The sequence below is a fragment of the Arthrobacter celericrescens genome, from assembly GCF_003614925.1.
In the GTDB taxonomy this organism is placed as follows: Bacteria; Actinomycetota; Actinomycetes; order Actinomycetales; family Micrococcaceae; genus Arthrobacter; species Arthrobacter celericrescens.
Genome location: NZ_QYLP01000101.1, coordinates 41,123 through 58,403, shown reverse-complemented (window position 1 = coordinate 58,403; position 17,281 = coordinate 41,123). Strand labels below are relative to the sequence as shown.

Below are 17,281 nucleotides of genomic sequence, written 5' to 3'. Positions count from 1 at the left end.
AATAAATTATGGGAATCCGTAAATACAAGCCGACTACCCCGGGCCGCCGTGGCTCGAGCGTAGCCGACTTCGCTGAAATCACGCGATCGACTCCGGAAAAGTCGCTGCTGCGTCCGCTGCACAAGACCGGCGGCCGTAACAACACCGGTAAGATCACCACCCGTCACAAGGGTGGTGGACACAAGCGGCAGTACCGTCTGATCGACTTCCGTCGTCACGACAAGGACGGCGTCAACGCCCGCGTTGCCGAAATCGAGTACGATCCGAACCGTACGGCCCGCATCGCGCTCCTGCACTACGTTGATGGCACCAAGCGTTACATCATCGCCCCCAACAAGCTGTCCCAGGGTGACTTCGTTGAGGCCGGTCCGGACGCTGACATCAAGCCGGGCAACAACCTGCCCCTGCGCAACATCCCCGTCGGTACCGTGATCCACGCAGTCGAACTGCGTCCGGGTGGCGGCGCCAAGATGGCCCGCTCCGCCGGTGCTTCGGTGCAGCTCGTTGCCAAGGAAGGCCGTTTCGCCCAGCTGCGCCTGCCCTCCGGCGAAATCCGCAACGTCGACGTGCGCTGCCGCGCAACCGTCGGCGAGGTCGGCAACGCCGAGCAGTCGAACATCAACTGGGGCAAGGCCGGCCGTATGCGCTGGAAGGGCGTCCGCCCGACCGTCCGTGGTGTCGCCATGAACCCGGTTGACCACCCGCACGGTGGTGGTGAAGGTAAGACCTCCGGTGGTCGTCACCCGGTCAACCCCAACGGCAAGCCCGAGGGCCGTACCCGCCGCCCCAACAAAGAGAGCGACAAGCTTATTGTTCGTCGCCGCCGTACTGGCAAGAACAAGCGATAGGAGCCTGGACACATGCCACGCAGCCTGAAAAAAGGTCCTTTCGTTGACCAGCACCTCTTTGTGAAGGTCGCGAAGGAAAACGAAAAGGGCACCAAGAACGTCATCAAGACCTGGTCCCGCCGTTCGATGATCATCCCGGACATGCTGGGTCACACGATCGCCGTTCACGACGGACGCAAGCACATCCCGGTGTTTGTCACTGAGTCGATGGTCGGGCACAAGCTCGGCGAATTCGCTCCCACGCGGACTTTCCGCGGCCATGTCAAGGACGACCGTAAGGGCAAGCGCCGCTAAGGCGCTCGCTCTACGGCTAAGACGAGAGAAGGAAAGCAATGGAAGCCAAGGCTATTGCGCGTCACATCCGCGTAACGCCTATGAAGGCCCGGCGCGTCGTCAACCTTGTTCGTGGCAAGCAAGCGAACGAGGCTCTGGCAATTCTGAAGTTTGCCCAGCAGGCAGCTTCGGAGCCGGTATTCAAGGTAGTTCAGTCGGCAATGGCAAACGCCCGTGTCCTCGCGGACCGCGACGGCGTTGCCTTTGACGAGGGCGACCTCTACATCAGCGAAGCGTTTGTTGACGAGGGCCCGACCATGAAGCGGTTCCAGCCGCGTGCACAGGGTCGCGCCTACCAGATCAAGAAGCGCACGAGCCACATCACCGTGGTAGTCGCTACCCCGGAGAAAGAGGAGGCTCGCTAAGTGGGACAGAAAGTAAACCCGCACGGGTTCCGACTCGGTATCACCACCGATCACGTTTCGCACTGGTTCGCTGACAGCACCAAGAACGGCCAGCGGTACAAGGACTTCGTCCGCGAAGACATCCGCATCCGCCAGCTCATGTCCACGGGCATGGAGCGCGCCGGCATCGCCAAGGTCGAGATCGAGCGCACCCGCGACCGCGTCCGCGTGGACATCCACACGGCACGTCCGGGCATCGTCATCGGCCGCCGCGGCGCCGAAGCCGACCGCATCCGCGGCGAGCTCGAAAAGCTGACCGGCAAGCAGGTCCAGCTGAACATCCTCGAGGTCAAGAACCCGGAGATCGAAGCACAGCTGGTTGCCCAGGGCGTTGCTGAGCAGCTGACTTCCCGCGTGGCTTTCCGCCGTGCGATGAAGAAGGCCATGCAGTCCGCACAGCGTGCGGGCGCCAAGGGTATCCGTATCGCCTGCTCGGGTCGACTGGGCGGCGCGGAAATGTCCCGCTCCGAGTTCTACCGCGAAGGCCGTGTGCCGCTGCACACCCTGCGCGCGAACATCGACTACGGCTTCTACGAGGCCAAGACCACCTTCGGCCGCATCGGCGTGAAGGTCTGGATCTACAAGGGCGACGTCACCGCCAAGGAACTGGCTCAGCAGGCAGCTGCTGCTCCGTCCCGCGGCCGCGCCGGTGACCGCCCGGGCCGCCCGGGTGGCGACCGCCGTCGTCGTAACGACCGTCCGGCAGCTGAGGCAGCACCCGCTGCCGCTGAAGCTCCGGCAGCTGAAGCTGCTGCTCCGGCAGCAGAAGGAGGACAGGCTTAAATGCTTATCCCACGTCGAGTCAAGCACCGTAAGCAGCACCACCCGGGTCGTTCCGGCGCTGCAACGGGTGGCACCAAGGTCAACTTCGGTGAGTTCGGTATCCAGGCCCTGAGCCCGGCATACGTGACCAACCGTCAGATCGAGTCCGCCCGTATCGCGATGACCCGCCACATCAAGCGTGGCGGTAAGGTCTGGATCAACATCTACCCGGACCGTCCGCTGACCAAGAAGCCGGCCGAAACCCGCATGGGTTCCGGTAAGGGTTCTCCGGAATGGTGGGTCGCAAACGTCAAGCCGGGCCGGGTTCTCTTCGAACTCTCCGGCGTCAATGAAGAGGTAGCTCGCGAGGCACTGCGCCTGGCAATCCACAAGCTGCCGTTGAAGGCACGCATTGTGCGTCGCGAAGGTGGTGAATAGAAATGGCAGTAGGGTCGAAGGATCTCGCACCCGCACAGCTGGACGGTTTCGACAACGAGCGTCTCGTTGAGGAACTCCGCAAGTCCAAGGAAGAGCTGTTCAACCTGCGTTTCCAGTCCGCCACCGGCCAGCTGGAGAACCACGGTCGTCTGCGCGCGGTAAAGAAGGACATCGCACGCATCTACACCGTTCTCCGTGAGCGCGAGCTGGGCATTCGTGCCGAGGTTGCCGCACCGGTTGTGGAAGCCAAGGAAGAAAAGAAGTCCAAGAAGGCTGCCAAGGCTGAAAAGGCCGAGGTTGAAGCTGGAGAGGACGCCAAGTGAGCGAGAAGGAAACTGTGACGGAAGCAGCAGCCAGCGCTGAACAGCGCGGTTACCGTAAGACGCGTCGCGGCTACGTTGTCTCGGACAAGATGGAAAAGACCATCGTTGTCCAGGTTGAAGACCGCGTGAAGCACGCTCTGTACGGCAAGGTTATTCGCCGCACCTCGAAGATCAAGGCTCACGACGAAGAGAACACCGCCGGCATCGGCGACCTCGTCCTCATCGCCGAGACCCGCCCGCTGTCCGCCACCAAGCGGTGGCGCCTCGTGGAGATCCTCGAAAAGGCCAAGTAAATCCGACGCCGGCCTACCGGCAGGGATTCACTGGAAGGGCCCGCATTCCGCAAGGGATGCGGGCCCTTCCGCGTTTCGGTCCGTTTCGGTCGTAGGGCCGAAGCATGCTAGGATATTGAGTTTGTATGGCGCCATTTGTGCGTCTGCAACCACCTCGTAAACAATCGTGCCATGGCATACTGCCCCCGCGCCGGTTTTCCCGGCAAGGGAAGCTGATGCTTCTGGCATGGGCGTTTAGGCCTGCTCTGGCAAAATCCAGGCAGGTCCAGAGACACCCCGATCAACCGTTCCGCAAGGCTCATTCCGTATGCACGATTTCGGCTTGAGAACCGGCGCGACGCAAGGAGTAGAAATTGATTCAGCAGGAGTCGCGACTGAAGGTCGCCGACAACACGGGTGCTAAGGAAATCCTTACCATTCGCGTTCTCGGTGGTTCCGGCCGTCGCTACGCAGGCATTGGCGACGTCATCGTCGCAACCGTCAAGGACGCTATCCCGGGCGGCAACGTAAAGAAGGGCGACGTCGTCAAGGCCGTCGTCGTTCGCACCAAGAAGGAACGCCGCCGCGCGGACGGTTCCTACATCAAGTTTGACGAGAACGCAGCTGTGATCCTGAAGAACGACGGTGACCCCCGCGGTACCCGTATCTTCGGCCCGGTTGGCCGCGAGCTTCGCGACAAGAAGTTCATGAAGATCGTCTCCCTGGCTCCGGAGGTGCTGTAACCCATGGGTGCAAAGATCAAGAAGGGTGACCTCGTTCAGGTCATCACCGGTGCCAAGCAGGACCGCGGCGGCGACCGTGGCAAGCAGGGCAAGGTTCTTCGCGTATTCCCTGAGGCTAACCGCGTCCTCGTGGAAGGCATCAACCGCGTGACCAAGCACACCAAGGTCGGACAGTCGCAGCGCGGCACCAAGACCGGCGGCATCGAGATCGTCGAGGCTCCGATCCACATCTCGAACGTGGCTCTGGTTGACCCCTCGACCAAGAAGCCGACCCGCGTCGGTTTCCGTGTCGAGACCGTTGAGAAGGACGGCAAGAAGAAGACCGTTCGCATCCGCGTGTCCAAGGCCACCGGGAAGGACATCTAATGACTGAGACTCTCGAGACTCCGGTAAAGATCGTTCCGCGTCTGAAGACCAAGTACGCCGAATCCATCAAGCAGTCCCTGCTTGAGGAATTCAAGTACGAGAACGTGAACCAGGTTCCCCGCCTCGTGAAGGTCGTTGTGAACATGGGTGTTGGAGATGCCGCCAAGGACTCCAAGCTGATCGACGGCGCTGTCCGCGACCTGACCCTGATCACCGGCCAGAAGCCGCAGGTCACCAAGGCCCGCAAGTCCATCGCCCAGTTCAAGCTGCGCGAAGGCATGCCGATCGGTGCACACGCCACCCTCCGTGGCGACCGCATGTGGGAATTCGTGGACCGTCTGGTCACCCTCGCCCTGCCCCGTATCCGCGACTTCCGCGGCCTCAACGGCAAGCAGTTCGACGGCAACGGCAACTACACCTTCGGTCTGACCGAGCAGGTTATGTTCCACGAGATCGACCAGGACTCCATCGACCGCGTCCGCGGCATGGACATCACGGTTGTCACCACCGCCAAGACCGACGACGAAGGCCGTGCACTGCTCAAGGCACTCGGCTTCCCGTTCAAATCCGAAGACTAATCAACTACGTAAGAGGTCCGCTGCCCTGTCTCCCTAGCGAGCAGAACGGCGGAAACCGCTACGAGGAAGGGCAAGAGCCCAAATGACTATGACAGATCCTGTCGCAGACATGCTTACGCGTCTGCGCAACGCCAACTCGGCATACCACGACTCCGTGACCATGCCGTACAGCAAGCTGAAGGCACGCGTTGCCGACATCCTGAAGGCCGAAGGCTACATCGCCGGCTGGAAGGAAGAGGAAGCTGAAGTTGGCAAGAAGCTGACCATCGACCTCAAGTTCGGTCCGAACCGCGAGCGTTCGATTGCCGGTGTCCGCCGTATTTCCAAGCCGGGTCTGCGCGTTTACGCGAAGTCCACCAACCTGCCCCACGTGCTGGGTGGCCTGGGTATCGCAATCCTGTCCACCTCTTCCGGCCTCCTGACTGACAAGCAGGCCGGCAAGAAGGGCGTGGGCGGCGAAGTCCTCGCGTACGTCTGGTAACGGGAAAGGAAGAGAATAATGTCACGTATTGGACGTCTCCCCATCACCGTTCCCGCCGGCGTCGACGTCAAGGTTGATGGCTCCGTCATCAGCGTCAAGGGCGCCAAGGGCGAGCTGAGCCACACAGTTGCCAGCCCGATCGAGGTCTCCCTGGACGAGAACACCCTGACGGTTACCCGCCCGAACGACGAGCGCAACTCCCGCTCGCTGCACGGCCTGACCCGTACCCTCATCGCCAACATGATCGAGGGTGTCACCAAGGGCTACGAGAAGAAGCTTGAGATCGTCGGTACCGGTTACCGCGTCCAGGCCAAGGGCTCCGACCTTGAGTTCGCTCTCGGTTTCAGCCACCCGGTCAACATCTCTGCTCCTGAAGGCATCACCTTCACGGTTGAGGGCCCGACCAAGTTCTCGGTCGCCGGTATCTCCAAGCAGCAGGTCGGCGAGGTTGCTGCCAACATTCGCAAGCTGCGCAAGCCCGACCCCTACAAGGGCAAGGGTGTCCGTTACGCCGGCGAAGTCATCCGCCGCAAGGTCGGAAAGGCTGGTAAGTAAACCATGGCCATCGCAATTAACAAGAAGCGCACGAACAAGAGCAAGGCAGCTGCCCGCAGCCGCCGCCAGCTTCGTATCCGCAAGCGCATCGTCGGTACGGCTGTCCGCCCCCGCCTGGTGGTCAACCGCTCCGCACGCCACGTATTCGTCCAGGTTGTCGACGACAGCAAGGGTGTCACTGTGGCCTACGCTTCCACCCTGGAAGCCGACCTGCGCGCGTTTGACGGTGACAAGACCGCCAAGGCCAAGCGCGTTGGCGAGCTCGTTGCAGAGCGCGCAAAGGCTGCCGGCATCGAAGCGGTTGTGTTCGACCGCGGTGGTAACAAGTACCACGGCCGCATCGCCGCCGTCGCTGACGGTGCACGCGAAGGTGGGCTGGCACTGTGACCGTTGAGAATAACGAAAAGGACATTCAGGTGACTGAAGCTGCAGCTGCTGAGGCAACTGAGACCGCTGCTGCCACCGACGACCGCCGTGGCGGCCGTCGCGGCGGCGAGCGTGGCGACCGTGGCCAGGGCCGCGGCGACCGTGGTGGCCGTGGTGGCCGCGACGGCGGCCGTGAGGCCGAGAAGAGCCAGTTCGTCGAGCGCGTTGTGACCATCAACCGTGTCGCCAAGGTCGTCAAGGGTGGTCGTCGCTTCAGCTTCACCGCCCTCGTCGTCGTCGGTGACGGCAACGGTCTGGTCGGCGTCGGCTATGGCAAGGCCAAGGAAGTTCCCGCAGCCATCGCAAAGGGTGTCGAAGAGGCCAAGAAGTCCTTCTTCCGCGTCCCGCGCGTCGGCAACAGCATCCCGCACCGCGTGCAGGGTGAGGCCGCAGCCGGCGTCGTCATGCTGCGTCCGGCTTCCCCGGGTACCGGTGTTATCGCCGGCGGTCCGGTCCGTGCAGTACTGGAGTGCGTCGGTATCCACGACGTCCTCTCCAAGTCGCTCGGTTCCTCCAACGCCATCAACATCGTTCACGCGACTGTTGACGCCCTGAAGCGCCTGGAAGAGCCCGCTTCCGTGGCAGCCCGCCGTGGCCTGCCGCTGGACGAGGTTGCTCCGGCTGCTCTGGTGCGCGCCATCCAGAACCAGAAGGCAGGTGCCTAGTCATGGCTAAGAACCTGACTCCCTCCGACGCCAAGTTGGAGATCACCCAGATCAAGGGCGTCATCGGCGCCAAGCAGAACCAGCGCGAGACCCTGCGCTCCCTCGGCCTCAAGCGCATCGGACACACCGTTGTCCGTAACGCTGACGCCGTGACCGTGGGCATGCTCAACACGGTTCCGCACCTCGTGAATGTTGAGGAGGCGAAGTAATGGCCGAGAACAAGACCGCAGAGGCTGCCGAGAAGCAGCACGCACTGAAGGTCCACCACCTGCGTCCCGCCCCGGGTGCCAAGACCGCCAAGACCCGTGTTGGTCGTGGTGAAGGCTCCAAGGGTAAGACCGCCGGTCGCGGTACCAAGGGTACGAAGGCCCGCTACCAGGTCAAGGCTGGCTTTGCCGGCGGCCAGCTGCCGCTGCACATGCGCCTGCCGAAGCTGCGCGGCTTCAAGAACCCGTTCCGGGTCGAGTTCCAGGTTGTGAACCTGGACAAGCTCAACGAGCTGTTCCCGGAAGGCGGCGCTGTGACCGTCGAGGCTCTGGTCGAGAAGGGTGCCGTTCGCAAGAACCAGCCCGTGAAGGTGCTGGGCACCGGCGACATCACCGTCAAGGTTGACGTCACCGCCCACGCTTTCTCCGCCAGCGCTGCGGAAAAGATCGCTGCAGCAGGCGGCACCACCACCGCTCTCTAAGGGACCCATCCCGGAGGAGCGGCGGGGGTTCCACCCTGTTGTGAAACAACTCCCGGTGTGCGGGGCTTCGGCCCGGCGCACCGGGAGTTTTTCGTTTTCGGGGCCTCCCGATTGTTCGCATCGCGCATACAACCGCTAGACTCGGGTGTTGGGTTTCATTGGGCCCACAGATACCTTTGGATTTTTCTACTCAGGAGGACGCTTGCTTAGCGCATTCGGCCGGGCGTTTCGGACGCCTGATTTGCGACGCAAGCTGTTGTTCACGCTGGGAATCATCACAATCTTCCGCTTGGGTGCCTTCATTCCCTCGCCTGGTGTGAACTACCAGAATGTGCAGCAGTGTTTGCAGGGCGGTCAGACACAAGGGAGCCTGTACCAGCTCGTGAACCTGTTCAGCGGCGGAGCGCTGCTGCAGGTTTCCATCTTCGCGCTGGGCATCATGCCCTACATCACCGCCAGCATCATTGTGCAGCTGCTCCGCGTGGTGATCCCACGGTTCCAGCAGCTGTACGAAGAAGGCGCTTCGGGGCAGGGCAAGCTGACCCAGTACACGCGCTACCTCACGATCGCCCTGGGCCTCCTGAACGCCACCACGCTGGTGTCGCTGGCCCGCTCCGGCCAGCTCCTGCCGAACTGCCAGCTGCCGATCATCCCGGACACCAGCATCATCACCACCATCCTGGTCATCATCACGCTGACGGCCGGCACCGGCCTCATCATGTGGATGGGTGAACTGGTGACCGAGAAGGGCGTCGGCAACGGCATGTCCCTGCTGATCTTCACCTCGATCGCGGCCACGTTCCCCACCTCCCTCGGCGCCATCTGGTCCTCCAAGGGTCCGGGCACCTTCTTCACCGTGCTCGTCATCGGCCTCGTGACCGTGGCCCTGGTGGTTTTCGTCGAGCAGTCCCAGCGGCGCATCCCGGTGCAGTACGCCAAACGCATGGTCGGCCGCCGGACCGTAGGCGGAACCAGCACCTACATCCCGATCAAGGTGAACATGGCCGGCGTCGTGCCCGTCATCTTCGCTTCCTCCATGCTCTACCTGCCTGGCCTGATTGCGCAGTTCAACCAGCCGAAGGCGGGGGAGCAGATGGCTCCGTGGGTCGAATGGATCAACAACAACCTCACCCGCGGTGACCACCCCATCTACATGGCCCTCTACTTCGCCATGATCGTTTTCTTCACCTACTTCTACGTCGCCATCACCTTCAACCCCGAAGAAGTGTCCGACAACATGAAGAAGTACGGCGGGTTTATTCCGGGCATCCGGGCGGGCAAACCGACCGCGGACTACCTGCAGTACGTGCTTTCCAGGATCACCCTTCCCGGAGCCGTCTACCTCGGCTTCGTGGCGCTGATCCCGCTGATCGCCCTGGTCCTGATCGGCGCCAACCAGAACTTCCCGTTCGGTGGCACCTCGATCCTGATCATGGTGGGCGTCGGCCTGGAAACCGTCAAGCAGATTGATGCGCAGCTACAACAACGTCACTACGAAGGGCTTTTGCGATGACGAGAATGCTGATCATTGGACCTCCGGGTTCGGGCAAGGGTACCCAGGCTGAGCGGATTTCCGAGCGTCTGGGCGTAGTCGCCATCTCCACCGGCGACATCTTCCGTGCCAACGTCAAGGGCGAAACCCCGCTGGGAATCGAAGCCAAGAAGTACATGGATGCCGGCGACTTCGTCCCGGACGCGGTCACCAACAAGATGGTCCGCGACCGCCTGGGCGAGTCCGACGTCGAGAACGGCTTCCTGCTGGACGGCTACCCGCGCACCACGGCGCAGGTCGACTACCTCGACCAGATCCTCGCGGAAGGACAGGAGAAGCTCGACGTAGTGCTTCAGCTGACCGCCGACGACGAGGAACTCGTCAGCCGCTTGCTTGGCCGCGCCAAGGAAACCGGCCGCTCGGACGACAACGAGGCTGTCATCCGCCACCGCCTGGACCTGTACCACGAGCAGACCGAAGCCGTAGTGGCGAAGTATGCCGAGCGCGGCATCCTCACCCAGGTGGACGGCATCGGCGGCATCGACGAGGTCACCAACCGCGTGGTGCTGGCCATCGAAGCCGCCAAGGCTGTCTGAACACGGCGCAACTGACGCTTCCTAAAAGGGTGCGTCCCGTACCATGAGTGCGGGACGCACCCTTTTTGTGTTTCCCGGTCCGGACTGGGATATGGGGGAGCGGATGGCCGCAGCAGCGCCGGGACACAGCCGGATCTCCGGGGTGGAGGTGTACCTGCCGCCCGGACGCCTGGACACCGCCGGCGTCGAGCGGCGCTTGCGGCTGGAGAGCCCCGGCTTCACAGTGCCCCGCGGCCTGATCGCCAGGGTGACAGGAATCCGCAACCGCAGCATCATGTCCGCTACGGAACAGGCCTCGGACCTTGCCGTCAACGCCGCCGCCAAGGTCCTCGCCGAACGCGGCCTGCCGGCCTCCGACATCGACCTGCTGATCTTCGCTTCCGCCAGCCAGGACATGGTGGAACCGGCCACGGCGCACATCGTCGCAGCGAAGCTCGGCCTGCACTGCCCGGTGATGGACGTCAAGAACGCGTGCAACAGCTTCCTCAACGGGCTCGAAGTGGCCGATTCCTTCGTGGCCGCCGGCCGCTACGGGAAGGTCCTCGTGGCGGGCGGGGAGTCGCCGTCGCGGGCGGTGCGCTGGACGGTGCCGGACTTCGGGACGTTTGCGGCGTCCTTCCCGGGATACACCATGAGCGACGGCGGGTACGCGGCCTTGGTGGAACCCGCGGACGGTTCTGCCGCCGGGGTGCTGGGTTTCGGCTTCTCCGCGAAAAGCACCCACTGGTCCGTCGGCACGCTAGCCGGCGGCGGCTCCGCCTACCCGCGGGACCCGGACGCGACGTACTTCTCGATGGACGGGGAGAAACTCAAGGACGCCTTCCTGGACCTCGGCAGCGGCATCCTGCACTCGACCCTGGAGCGGCTGGGGCTGTCCTGGCACGACTTCGCCGTGGTCTGCGTGCACCAGGTCAGCGCGCCCTACCGGGAGGTGTTCGCCCGGGGCGCCGGCGTCCCCGAGGCCAGGCTGGTGCCCACCGTGGAGGACTACGGGAACCTCGCCTCCGTGACGCTGCCCCTGCAACTGAAGCTTGCCTTGGACAGCGGCCGCTGCGAGCCCGGTGACCTCGTGGCACTCGTGGGCCTGGCGGGCGGCGTCAGCCTGGGCGTCGCGGTGGTGCGGCTGTGAGCGGCGGCCCCGCCGGTGCCGCTGGACCTTCGAACGCAGAAGGCCTTTCCAGTACGACGGCGGTCCGGCCCCTCAGCATCGCGGTACCTGTCCTGAACGAGGAAAAGCTGATCCGGCAGACCCTTGAGTCGCTGGCGGCCCAGGAGCACGGGGATTTCACTGTCGTCGTGGTGGACAACGGTTCCACGGACCGCAGTTGCGGGATCGTGGCCGGCTTCGCCGCGGAGCACCCCGGGATGGACATCCGGCTGATCCACGAACGCCGGAAAGGCACCGGCGCCGCGGCCGACACCGGAATGCGCTTCGGCGTCCTGCACGGGGCCACGTGGCTGGCCCGCACGGACGCGGACTGCCTGGCCGCGCCGGACTGGACCGCGCGGATCATGAAGGCGTTCGACGACGGCCTGGAACTGGTGGCCGGACAGCTGATCCCGCGGGAGGACGAAGGGATCACGGCGACTGAACGGCGGACGATGCTGCTCGCCGTCGAGGTGGCCTCCTTCTTCGGCCGGATCCGGCCGGGAAACAAGGGCCAGGACTACCTGGGCCCGTACCTGATGCTGCCCGGCTGCAACATGGCGATCACCGCAGCCATGTACCACCGTTCCGGCGGCTTTCCCCGGACCCGGATCGAGGAGGTCCACGAAGACCGGGCCCTTTCCAACCGGGTCCGCAGGCTCACCCGGGCCTACGGTCTGCGCCGCGACGTGGTGGTGTACGGCTCCTCCCGGCGCGTGAAGGCCTGGGGGCTGAAGAACACCCTCGCCTGGTATGCGGACCATCGGTACAAGCCCGAGGTGGTGGACATCCGGTGAGTTCCGTGCAAAGCGGGGACCTGGAACGCTGGGAGCGGCGGCTCCACCTGGGCGCCCATCCGGTGCTGTATCCGCTGATCCGCGGCCTCGGCTACCGTCGCCGCGTGCAGCGGATTCCCGGGCTCGGGATCCTCGTCAGCGAAGCCGGCCTGCTGCGCGAGGTCCTGATGGACAATGAACGCTTCGTCAAGCAGGGACCGTCCGCGTCCGGCGGGCTGTGGACACCGGTGGTGGGACCCAAGGCGCTGCTCAACATGGACGGCGCCGCGCACCTGGAAATGCGCCGGCGCCTCGGCGGGGCGTTCACGGCCCACTCCGTGGCCGGCATTGTGGAGCCTGCCGCGGCCAGGCTTCGCGAGCAGCTGGCCGGCGAGCTGCCGGCGGGCCGCCGCGTGGACGTCGTGGGGGCGGTCAAGGAATTGTCCGGGGGCGTGATCGCCAGGATCCTGGGCCTTGCCGAAGACGCCCCGGGCCGCCTGCCGGACCGGGAACTGTACGACCTCGGCTCCTCCATCACCTCCCTGGTCCGGCTGGGCCGCCACCAGCTGACACCGGCGCAGACCGCCAAAGCCCGTGCCGCCGTCGAGCGCCTGGCAGGCCCGGCCCGCAAGGCCTACCGCAGCGGTGCACCGGAAACCTTCCCCGGGCGCCTGCGGGCGCTGGGCATGAGCGAGCAGGAAGCGGTGGGCGTGGTCAGCGCGTTCGTGATCGTCGGCACCGAGACGCTGGTGTCGTTCATCCCGCGGATTGTCGCGGTGCTGGCCGACGCCGGTCGCCTGCCCGCGCTGGCGGCGGACCGTGCCGCCCTGCCCGCCGCCGTCAATGAGGGCCTCCGCTTCACGGTGCCCTCGCCGATGATGTTGCGCGACGCCGTCGGCTCCGGGACGCTGGGCGGCGTGCGGTTCCGGGCGGGGGACCGGCTGCTGCTCTCCACGGTCCACGCGGCCAAGAGCCTGGGCGGCTTCGACCCGGAACGCACCGTCCCCCCGCACGCCCGGCAGCTCTGGTTCGGCGCCGGCCCGCACTTCTGCATCGGAATGCCGCTGGCGATGGCGCAGATCAATTCCACGCTCGAGAGCCTGCTGGACCTTTACGCGCAGCAGCCCTGGCAAATCGTGTCCCGGCGCGTCAAACGGCGGGTCCTCATCCCCGGATACGACACCCTGGAGCTGGCCAATGAACGATGATTCCTCCGGCGCCGACCTGATCGCCGGCGTGTACGAATCCGCCCGCCGCTGGCCGGAACGGCCCGCCATCACGGCGCCGGGCAGGAGAACGCCGGGCAGGAAGTTTCCGGTGCCGGGCCGGACGTTTCCGGTGCCGGGCCGGACCATCAGCTACGCAGCCCTGGTGGAAGGGATCGAGTCCACCGCCTTCGCCCTGCGGGCCGAGGGGTTCGGGCCCGGGGAACGGATGCTGTTCTCCGTGCGGCCGGGCCCGGATGCCTTCGTCCTGGCGCTGGGTGCGGTCCGGGCGGGCGGGTCCATTGTCTTCATCGATCCTGGGATCGGCCCGGCGTTGTTCAAGGACCGCGCGGACCTCGCCGCGCCGCGCTGGGCTGCCGCCGAGTCCCTGCTGTACGCATTGAGCGCCAAAGGGCCGCTGCGGCCCCTCGCCCGCCGCCGCGGGCTCCTGCTTCCGGACTACGGCGCCATGGACGTGCGGCACCTCTACTCCGGTCCGTGGCTCCCGGGGGTGCCCCGAGGTGCGCGGCCGGTCAAGGAGCTGGCGGGCGCGGGGCACACGGCCGGGCTGCTGTCCGTGCCCGAAGCCGTGCCCGGGCAGGAGGCGGTGATCATTTTCACCTCGGGCACCACCGGCCATCCGAAAGGCGTGGTCCACACCCGCGGTTCGTTGGCGGCGGGCTTCGGGCAGCTGACCCAGCGCTGCACCTTCGACGCCGGCGACCGGATCCATTCCGAGCAGCTCATGATGGGCCTGCCGGCCCTGATCGCCGGGGCGCACTGGACCATGCCCGCCTACGGCTTCTCCGCGCACATCGATCCGCTGCGTCTCGCCGCCGAGCTGGGTCCCGTTCCCGGAGAGTACGACGGCGTAACCCACCTCTTCCTGGTGCCCTCCCAGCTGGCGCCCATCCTGGACGCCGTGGAAGCCGGGACGGTGGTGCTGCCGCGCACCCTGCGGACCGTGATGCTCGGCGCGGCGCCCGTCCTGGCCCCGTTCCTGGAACGCGCCATGCGCGTGCTGCCCGGCGTCGACTTCAAGCTCATCTACGGCATGACCGAGCTGCTGCCGATCGCCATCTCCGACGGCGCGGAAAAGCTCGCCTTCGCCTCCGGGGCGGAAGCCGAACTGACTGCGCCGGACGGCAGCGGCGCGGGCGATTTCCTGGGCGCGCCCCTCCCGGGGGTGCGCATCAGGGTCGCGGCAGACCACGAACTGCTGGCCAGCGGCCCCAACATGTGCCGCGGCTACCTCGGGCAGCCGGACATGTCCGAGCACGCCACCGGAGACCTCGTCCGGCTGGACCACGGCGGCCCGGACGGGAAGCCCCGGCTGGTGATGATCGGGCGCAAGAAGGACATGATCATCCGCGGCAAGACCAACATCTACCCGGCGCTGTACGAGCCGCTGATCATGAAGGTCCCCGGTGTGGCCCAGGCGGCCATGGTGGGCGTGCCGGACGCCAACGGCGACGAGGCAGTATGGCTCGCCGTCGTTCCCTCAGCAGGGGAGGAACCGGCGAAGGTGAGGGCGCGGCTGGCCCGGGAACTGCCCCGGCTCATCGACGAATCCGCCCTACCGGACCGGATCGAAGTCCTGCAGGAACTCCCGGTGGGCGGCCGGCACCGCAAGACCGACCGGGCGAAGCTGCGGGCGGACTTCGCTGCCGTCGCGGACGCGCCGAAGGCCGCTTCGAAACAGGCAGGAGTCCGGGCATGAGGATCGCCGTCACCGGAGCGGCAGGTTTCGTCGGCGGTGCCATCGCCGATGCCGCCGAAGCCCGCGGCTGGGAGGTGGTCCGCTTCGGCCGTCGGCCGGCGCCCGGAATCCTCGCGTGGGACCTCGCCGGCCCGCCGCCCGCGCGCCCGCCGATGGTGGACGCCGTCGTGCATGCCGGGGCCCTAGTGGCGGACTGGGGACCTGCGCGAGTGTTCCATCGCGTCAACGCCCTGGGCACGCGGGCCGTCGCGGAGGCCTTTCCGGGCACCCGGCTGGTGCACATTTCCAGTTCCAGCGTCTACCCGTGGTGGGAGCCCTGCATCGACCGGGCCGAGGAGGAACCCGCCGCGCGGCACCTGGGCGCCTACGGCCGGAGCAAGGCGCTGGCCGACGTCGAGGCCCGCCGCCATCCCGACGCCCTGGTGCTGCGCCCGCACGCAGTGTACGGGCCGGGGGACCGGACCCTGCTGCCGCGGCTGCTGTCCAACATCCGCCGCGGCACCTTGCTGAGCGTGGGCCATCCCGGTGTCCTGCACCAGCTCACGCACATCGAAAACCTCACGACGGCGGCGCTCGCTGCCTGCACGTCCGAAGTGCGGGGTGCCGTGAATGTGGCCGACGCCGGCCCGGTGCCGCTGGGCGCCGTGCTGCGTTCCGCGCTGAACGCCACCGGCCATGGAGGCGTGGCCGTGAAGTACCTCCCGGGTCCGCTGGCCATGGCCCTGGCCGGTGTATCCGACGGCGTGGCAGCCGCAGTCCGCAGGCCGCCGCGGCTCACCCGTTATGCCGTGAGCCAGCTCGGCATGCAGCGGACTTACTGCCTGGACCGGCTCCGCGGTGAGCTCGGAGTGGATCCGATTTCGACCACGCTCGCCGATGCGGGAAAATGGTTGGCAGAGCCAAGGCACGTGCGCCCTGCATGAGCCGCTGAGAGCAACCCCCGAGGAGACCATGGCGTTCGGCCAGCCCCGTATCGAATACAAGTCCAACCAGCAGATGCGCAAGATGCACGAGGCCGGGCTGGTGCTCAGCCGTGCCCTCGACGCCGCAGTGGCCGCCGCCAAGCCGGGCGTCAGCACCCGCGAACTGGACGCAGTGTTCGCCGCCGTGCTCAACGACGCCGGCGCCAAGTCCAACTTCCTCGGCTACCACGGCTTCCCGGCCACCATCTGCGCCTCAGTCAACGAGGAAGTGGTCCACGGCATCCCGGGCGACCGCGTGTTGCAGGACGGCGACATCATCTCGATCGACGGCGGCGCGATCGTGGACGGCTGGCACTCCGACTCCGCGCGCACCGTGATCGTGGGCACCGTGGACCCGGAGGACCAGCGCCTCTCCGACGTCACCGAGGAAGCCATGTGGCGCGGCATCGCCGCCCTGGCCAAGGGCAAGTTCGTGGGCGACATCGGCAACGCGATCGACGACTACGTCTCCGCCGTCCCCGGCAAGCCGCTGGGCATCTTGGAGGACTACGTGGGCCACGGCATCGGCTCCGAAATGCACATGGCCCCCGACGTGCTGAACTACCGCACCGGCCACCGCGGGCCGAAGATCCGCCCGGGGCTGTGCCTGGCGATCGAGCCGATGCTGGTCCGCGGCGGAATCGAGACCGCTACCCTTGAGGACGACTGGACCGTGGTCACCACCGACGGCCAGCGTTCCTGCCAGTGGGAGCACTCCGTGGCCGTGCACGAGAAGGGCATCTGGGTCCTGTCCGCGCCCGACGGCGGTGCGGAGCGGCTCGCGCAGTTCGGCGTCACCCCGGTGCCGATCCCGGCCTGAGCCCAATCCACCACCGGACATGTCCACTCCTGGCCACCAGGAGTGGACATTTCACTTAAATGCCCATCGTTTGGTTCCAAGGGTGGACATGTCCGGTCGAGCAGCCGGTTATGCCTCGGTGAGGGCCGCTTCCGGATCGTTTAACTCGTCAACGAGCTTCGTGAGGCGGATGGCCACCAGTTTGCGCAGTTCCTCCCTGACCGCGTCGCACTCCGCCTCGGGTGAATTCGCCAAGCGTGCGCGGAGCGCGGCCAGCATCTCATCGTTCGTCAGTCCGGTTGCGCAGATCAGGAAGACGTGGCCGAACTTTGCTTCGTAGGCGTCCTGGGCCTCGTTCAGCGCCTGAAGGGCTTCCTCGTCCCGGTCCATGCGGGCGGATTCCTGCTTGGCCCACCGCAGCCGCCGGCCGGTGAAGCCGTCGTGCGTGGATCCCAGTCGCCTCAAGCCAACGTGGGCAGCGACCACGTTGGCGTCACTCAGGGCTGTGACAGCTGAGCGCGCCTTTGCGATCAGGTCGTCGAAGTCACTGAACGGCCGTTGACGGTCAACGTCGATTGCCCAGTCTTCCACGGGAAGGTGGCACAGTTCGGGCATCACTTTGACGAACTCGTCACGGGGGAGGTCGTTGAGCCGTTTGACTCCTTGCATCTCAAGAGAGGTGTTCAAGACGGTTTCCTTTCA

At 65.7% G+C, this 17,281-nt stretch carries 25 protein-coding genes; 24 read left to right on the top strand and 1 reads right to left on the bottom strand.

Features of this window, described 5'->3' with window-relative positions; all coding sequences use genetic code 11:
- Positions 1 to 8 precede the first annotated feature (8 nt).
- From rplB to map, 24 genes are all read left to right on the top strand, one after another.
- Positions 9 to 848 (top strand): 50S ribosomal protein L2, encoded by an 840-nt coding sequence (rplB, locus tag D3654_RS19790; RefSeq protein ID WP_074587812.1) that lies wholly within the window; start codon positions 9 to 11, stop codon positions 846 to 848.
- A 12-nt stretch (positions 849 to 860) separates the two neighbouring features.
- Positions 861 to 1,142, top strand: a complete 282-nt coding sequence (rpsS, locus tag D3654_RS19785; RefSeq protein WP_070350362.1) for a 30S ribosomal protein S19 — start codon at positions 861 to 863, stop codon at positions 1,140 to 1,142.
- 38 nt (positions 1,143 to 1,180) lie between these two features.
- Positions 1,181 to 1,546, top strand: coding sequence for a 50S ribosomal protein L22 (gene rplV, locus D3654_RS19780; RefSeq protein ID WP_074587810.1), 366 nt, complete (start codon positions 1,181 to 1,183; stop codon positions 1,544 to 1,546).
- Positions 1,547 to 2,368 (top strand): 30S ribosomal protein S3, encoded by an 822-nt coding sequence (gene rpsC, locus D3654_RS19775; protein ID WP_070350364.1) that lies wholly within the window; start codon positions 1,547 to 1,549, stop codon positions 2,366 to 2,368. It abuts the gene before it with no gap.
- On the top strand, positions 2,369 to 2,785 hold the full coding sequence (gene rplP, locus D3654_RS19770) for a 50S ribosomal protein L16 (protein WP_070350365.1): 417 nt from the start codon (positions 2,369 to 2,371) through the stop codon (positions 2,783 to 2,785).
- A 2-nt stretch (positions 2,786 to 2,787) separates the two neighbouring features.
- Positions 2,788 to 3,108, top strand: a complete 321-nt coding sequence (rpmC, locus tag D3654_RS20950; RefSeq protein ID WP_014922387.1) for a 50S ribosomal protein L29 — start codon at positions 2,788 to 2,790, stop codon at positions 3,106 to 3,108.
- The gene (gene rpsQ, locus D3654_RS19760) at positions 3,105 to 3,401 is read left to right on the top strand and encodes a 30S ribosomal protein S17 (protein WP_070350367.1); all 297 of its coding nucleotides are present in this window, start codon (positions 3,105 to 3,107) and stop codon (positions 3,399 to 3,401) included. The genes rpmC and rpsQ overlap by 4 nt, the downstream gene beginning before the upstream one ends.
- Positions 3,402 to 3,754: 353 nt before the next feature.
- Entirely contained in the window at positions 3,755 to 4,123 is a 369-nt protein-coding gene (gene rplN / locus D3654_RS19755; RefSeq protein WP_043119386.1) for a 50S ribosomal protein L14, read from the top strand.
- 3 nt (positions 4,124 to 4,126) lie between these two features.
- A complete protein-coding gene (rplX, locus tag D3654_RS19750; RefSeq protein WP_074587804.1) occupies positions 4,127 to 4,489 on the top strand; it encodes a 50S ribosomal protein L24 in 363 nt (120 codons plus the stop codon).
- Positions 4,489 to 5,067: a 50S ribosomal protein L5 gene (rplE, locus tag D3654_RS19745; RefSeq protein WP_070350370.1), complete on the top strand. Its 579-nt coding sequence runs from the start codon at positions 4,489 to 4,491 to the stop codon at positions 5,065 to 5,067. Before rplX ends, rplE begins: the two co-directional genes overlap by 1 nt.
- 82 nt (positions 5,068 to 5,149) lie before the next feature.
- Positions 5,150 to 5,548: a 30S ribosomal protein S8 gene (gene rpsH, locus D3654_RS19740; protein ID WP_115790330.1), complete on the top strand. Its 399-nt coding sequence runs from the start codon at positions 5,150 to 5,152 to the stop codon at positions 5,546 to 5,548.
- Positions 5,549 to 5,566: 18 nt separating this feature from the next.
- Complete coding sequence (gene rplF, locus D3654_RS19735; RefSeq protein ID WP_120523149.1) at positions 5,567 to 6,103, top strand: 50S ribosomal protein L6; 537 nt, start codon at positions 5,567 to 5,569, stop codon at positions 6,101 to 6,103.
- Positions 6,104 to 6,106: 3 nt separating this feature from the next.
- The gene (rplR, locus tag D3654_RS19730) at positions 6,107 to 6,490 is read left to right on the top strand and encodes a 50S ribosomal protein L18 (RefSeq protein ID WP_074587797.1); all 384 of its coding nucleotides are present in this window, start codon (positions 6,107 to 6,109) and stop codon (positions 6,488 to 6,490) included.
- 29 nt (positions 6,491 to 6,519) lie between these two features.
- A complete protein-coding gene (rpsE, locus tag D3654_RS19725) occupies positions 6,520 to 7,194 on the top strand; it encodes a 30S ribosomal protein S5 (RefSeq protein WP_205571870.1) in 675 nt (224 codons plus the stop codon).
- Between the two features lie 2 nt (positions 7,195 to 7,196).
- Positions 7,197 to 7,403, top strand: a complete 207-nt coding sequence (gene rpmD / locus D3654_RS19720) for a 50S ribosomal protein L30 (RefSeq protein WP_070350375.1) — start codon at positions 7,197 to 7,199, stop codon at positions 7,401 to 7,403.
- On the top strand, positions 7,403 to 7,882 hold the full coding sequence (gene rplO, locus D3654_RS19715; RefSeq protein ID WP_070350376.1) for a 50S ribosomal protein L15: 480 nt from the start codon (positions 7,403 to 7,405) through the stop codon (positions 7,880 to 7,882). Before rpmD ends, rplO begins: the two co-directional genes overlap by 1 nt.
- A 202-nt stretch (positions 7,883 to 8,084) precedes the next feature.
- Positions 8,085 to 9,395, top strand: a complete 1,311-nt coding sequence (gene secY / locus D3654_RS19710; protein WP_120523147.1) for a preprotein translocase subunit SecY — start codon at positions 8,085 to 8,087, stop codon at positions 9,393 to 9,395.
- A 5-nt stretch (positions 9,396 to 9,400) separates the two neighbouring features.
- Positions 9,401 to 9,970 (top strand): adenylate kinase, encoded by a 570-nt coding sequence (locus D3654_RS19705; RefSeq protein ID WP_205571871.1) that lies wholly within the window; start codon positions 9,401 to 9,403, stop codon positions 9,968 to 9,970.
- 103 nt (positions 9,971 to 10,073) lie between these two features.
- The gene (locus D3654_RS19700) at positions 10,074 to 11,099 is read left to right on the top strand and encodes a 3-oxoacyl-ACP synthase III family protein (protein ID WP_120523243.1); all 1,026 of its coding nucleotides are present in this window, start codon (positions 10,074 to 10,076) and stop codon (positions 11,097 to 11,099) included.
- Complete coding sequence (locus D3654_RS19695) at positions 11,096 to 11,914, top strand: glycosyltransferase family 2 protein (protein WP_245413343.1); 819 nt, start codon at positions 11,096 to 11,098, stop codon at positions 11,912 to 11,914. The genes D3654_RS19700 and D3654_RS19695 overlap by 4 nt, the downstream gene beginning before the upstream one ends.
- Positions 11,911 to 13,101, top strand: coding sequence for a cytochrome P450 (locus D3654_RS19690; protein ID WP_120523145.1), 1,191 nt, complete (start codon positions 11,911 to 11,913; stop codon positions 13,099 to 13,101). Before D3654_RS19695 ends, D3654_RS19690 begins: the two co-directional genes overlap by 4 nt.
- The gene (locus D3654_RS19685) at positions 13,091 to 14,818 is read left to right on the top strand and encodes a class I adenylate-forming enzyme family protein (protein WP_120523144.1); all 1,728 of its coding nucleotides are present in this window, start codon (positions 13,091 to 13,093) and stop codon (positions 14,816 to 14,818) included. The genes D3654_RS19690 and D3654_RS19685 overlap by 11 nt, the downstream gene beginning before the upstream one ends.
- Positions 14,815 to 15,741: an NAD-dependent epimerase/dehydratase family protein gene (locus tag D3654_RS19680; protein ID WP_120523143.1), complete on the top strand. Its 927-nt coding sequence runs from the start codon at positions 14,815 to 14,817 to the stop codon at positions 15,739 to 15,741. Before D3654_RS19685 ends, D3654_RS19680 begins: the two co-directional genes overlap by 4 nt.
- 28 nt (positions 15,742 to 15,769) lie before the next feature.
- Positions 15,770 to 16,600, top strand: coding sequence for a type I methionyl aminopeptidase (gene map, locus D3654_RS19675; RefSeq protein ID WP_120523142.1), 831 nt, complete (start codon positions 15,770 to 15,772; stop codon positions 16,598 to 16,600).
- Between the two features lie 108 nt (positions 16,601 to 16,708).
- On the opposite strand, the gene D3654_RS19670 is transcribed toward map, so the two are convergent.
- Complete coding sequence (locus D3654_RS19670; protein ID WP_205571869.1) at positions 16,709 to 17,266, bottom strand: 2-oxo-4-hydroxy-4-carboxy-5-ureidoimidazoline decarboxylase; 558 nt, start codon at positions 17,264 to 17,266, stop codon at positions 16,709 to 16,711.
- Between the last annotated feature and the right edge of the window lie 15 nt (positions 17,267 to 17,281).

What these genes read in the sequence shown, in the direction of transcription:
- rplB (WP_074587812.1), top strand. Translation starts at nt 9, where the DNA reads ATGGGAATCCGTAAATACAAGCCGACTACCCCGGGCCGCCGTGGCTCG.
- rpsS (WP_070350362.1), top strand. Translation starts at nt 861, where the DNA reads ATGCCACGCAGCCTGAAAAAAGGTCCTTTCGTTGACCAGCACCTCTTT.
- rplV (WP_074587810.1), top strand. Translation starts at nt 1,181, where the DNA reads ATGGAAGCCAAGGCTATTGCGCGTCACATCCGCGTAACGCCTATGAAG.
- rplP (WP_070350365.1), top strand. Translation starts at nt 2,369, where the DNA reads ATGCTTATCCCACGTCGAGTCAAGCACCGTAAGCAGCACCACCCGGGT.
- rpmC (WP_014922387.1), top strand. Translation starts at nt 2,788, where the DNA reads ATGGCAGTAGGGTCGAAGGATCTCGCACCCGCACAGCTGGACGGTTTC.
- rplX (WP_074587804.1), top strand. Translation starts at nt 4,127, where the DNA reads ATGGGTGCAAAGATCAAGAAGGGTGACCTCGTTCAGGTCATCACCGGT.
- rplE (WP_070350370.1), top strand. Translation starts at nt 4,489, where the DNA reads ATGACTGAGACTCTCGAGACTCCGGTAAAGATCGTTCCGCGTCTGAAG.
- rpsH (WP_115790330.1), top strand. Translation starts at nt 5,150, where the DNA reads ATGACTATGACAGATCCTGTCGCAGACATGCTTACGCGTCTGCGCAAC.
- rplF (WP_120523149.1), top strand. Translation starts at nt 5,567, where the DNA reads ATGTCACGTATTGGACGTCTCCCCATCACCGTTCCCGCCGGCGTCGAC.
- rplR (WP_074587797.1), top strand. Translation starts at nt 6,107, where the DNA reads ATGGCCATCGCAATTAACAAGAAGCGCACGAACAAGAGCAAGGCAGCT.
- rpmD (WP_070350375.1), top strand. Translation starts at nt 7,197, where the DNA reads ATGGCTAAGAACCTGACTCCCTCCGACGCCAAGTTGGAGATCACCCAG.
- rplO (WP_070350376.1), top strand. Translation starts at nt 7,403, where the DNA reads ATGGCCGAGAACAAGACCGCAGAGGCTGCCGAGAAGCAGCACGCACTG.
- D3654_RS19705 (WP_205571871.1), top strand. Translation starts at nt 9,401, where the DNA reads ATGCTGATCATTGGACCTCCGGGTTCGGGCAAGGGTACCCAGGCTGAG.
- D3654_RS19700 (WP_120523243.1), top strand. Translation starts at nt 10,074, where the DNA reads ATGGCCGCAGCAGCGCCGGGACACAGCCGGATCTCCGGGGTGGAGGTG.
- D3654_RS19685 (WP_120523144.1), top strand. Translation starts at nt 13,091, where the DNA reads ATGAACGATGATTCCTCCGGCGCCGACCTGATCGCCGGCGTGTACGAA.
- D3654_RS19680 (WP_120523143.1), top strand. Translation starts at nt 14,815, where the DNA reads ATGAGGATCGCCGTCACCGGAGCGGCAGGTTTCGTCGGCGGTGCCATC.
- map (WP_120523142.1), top strand. Translation starts at nt 15,770, where the DNA reads ATGGCGTTCGGCCAGCCCCGTATCGAATACAAGTCCAACCAGCAGATG.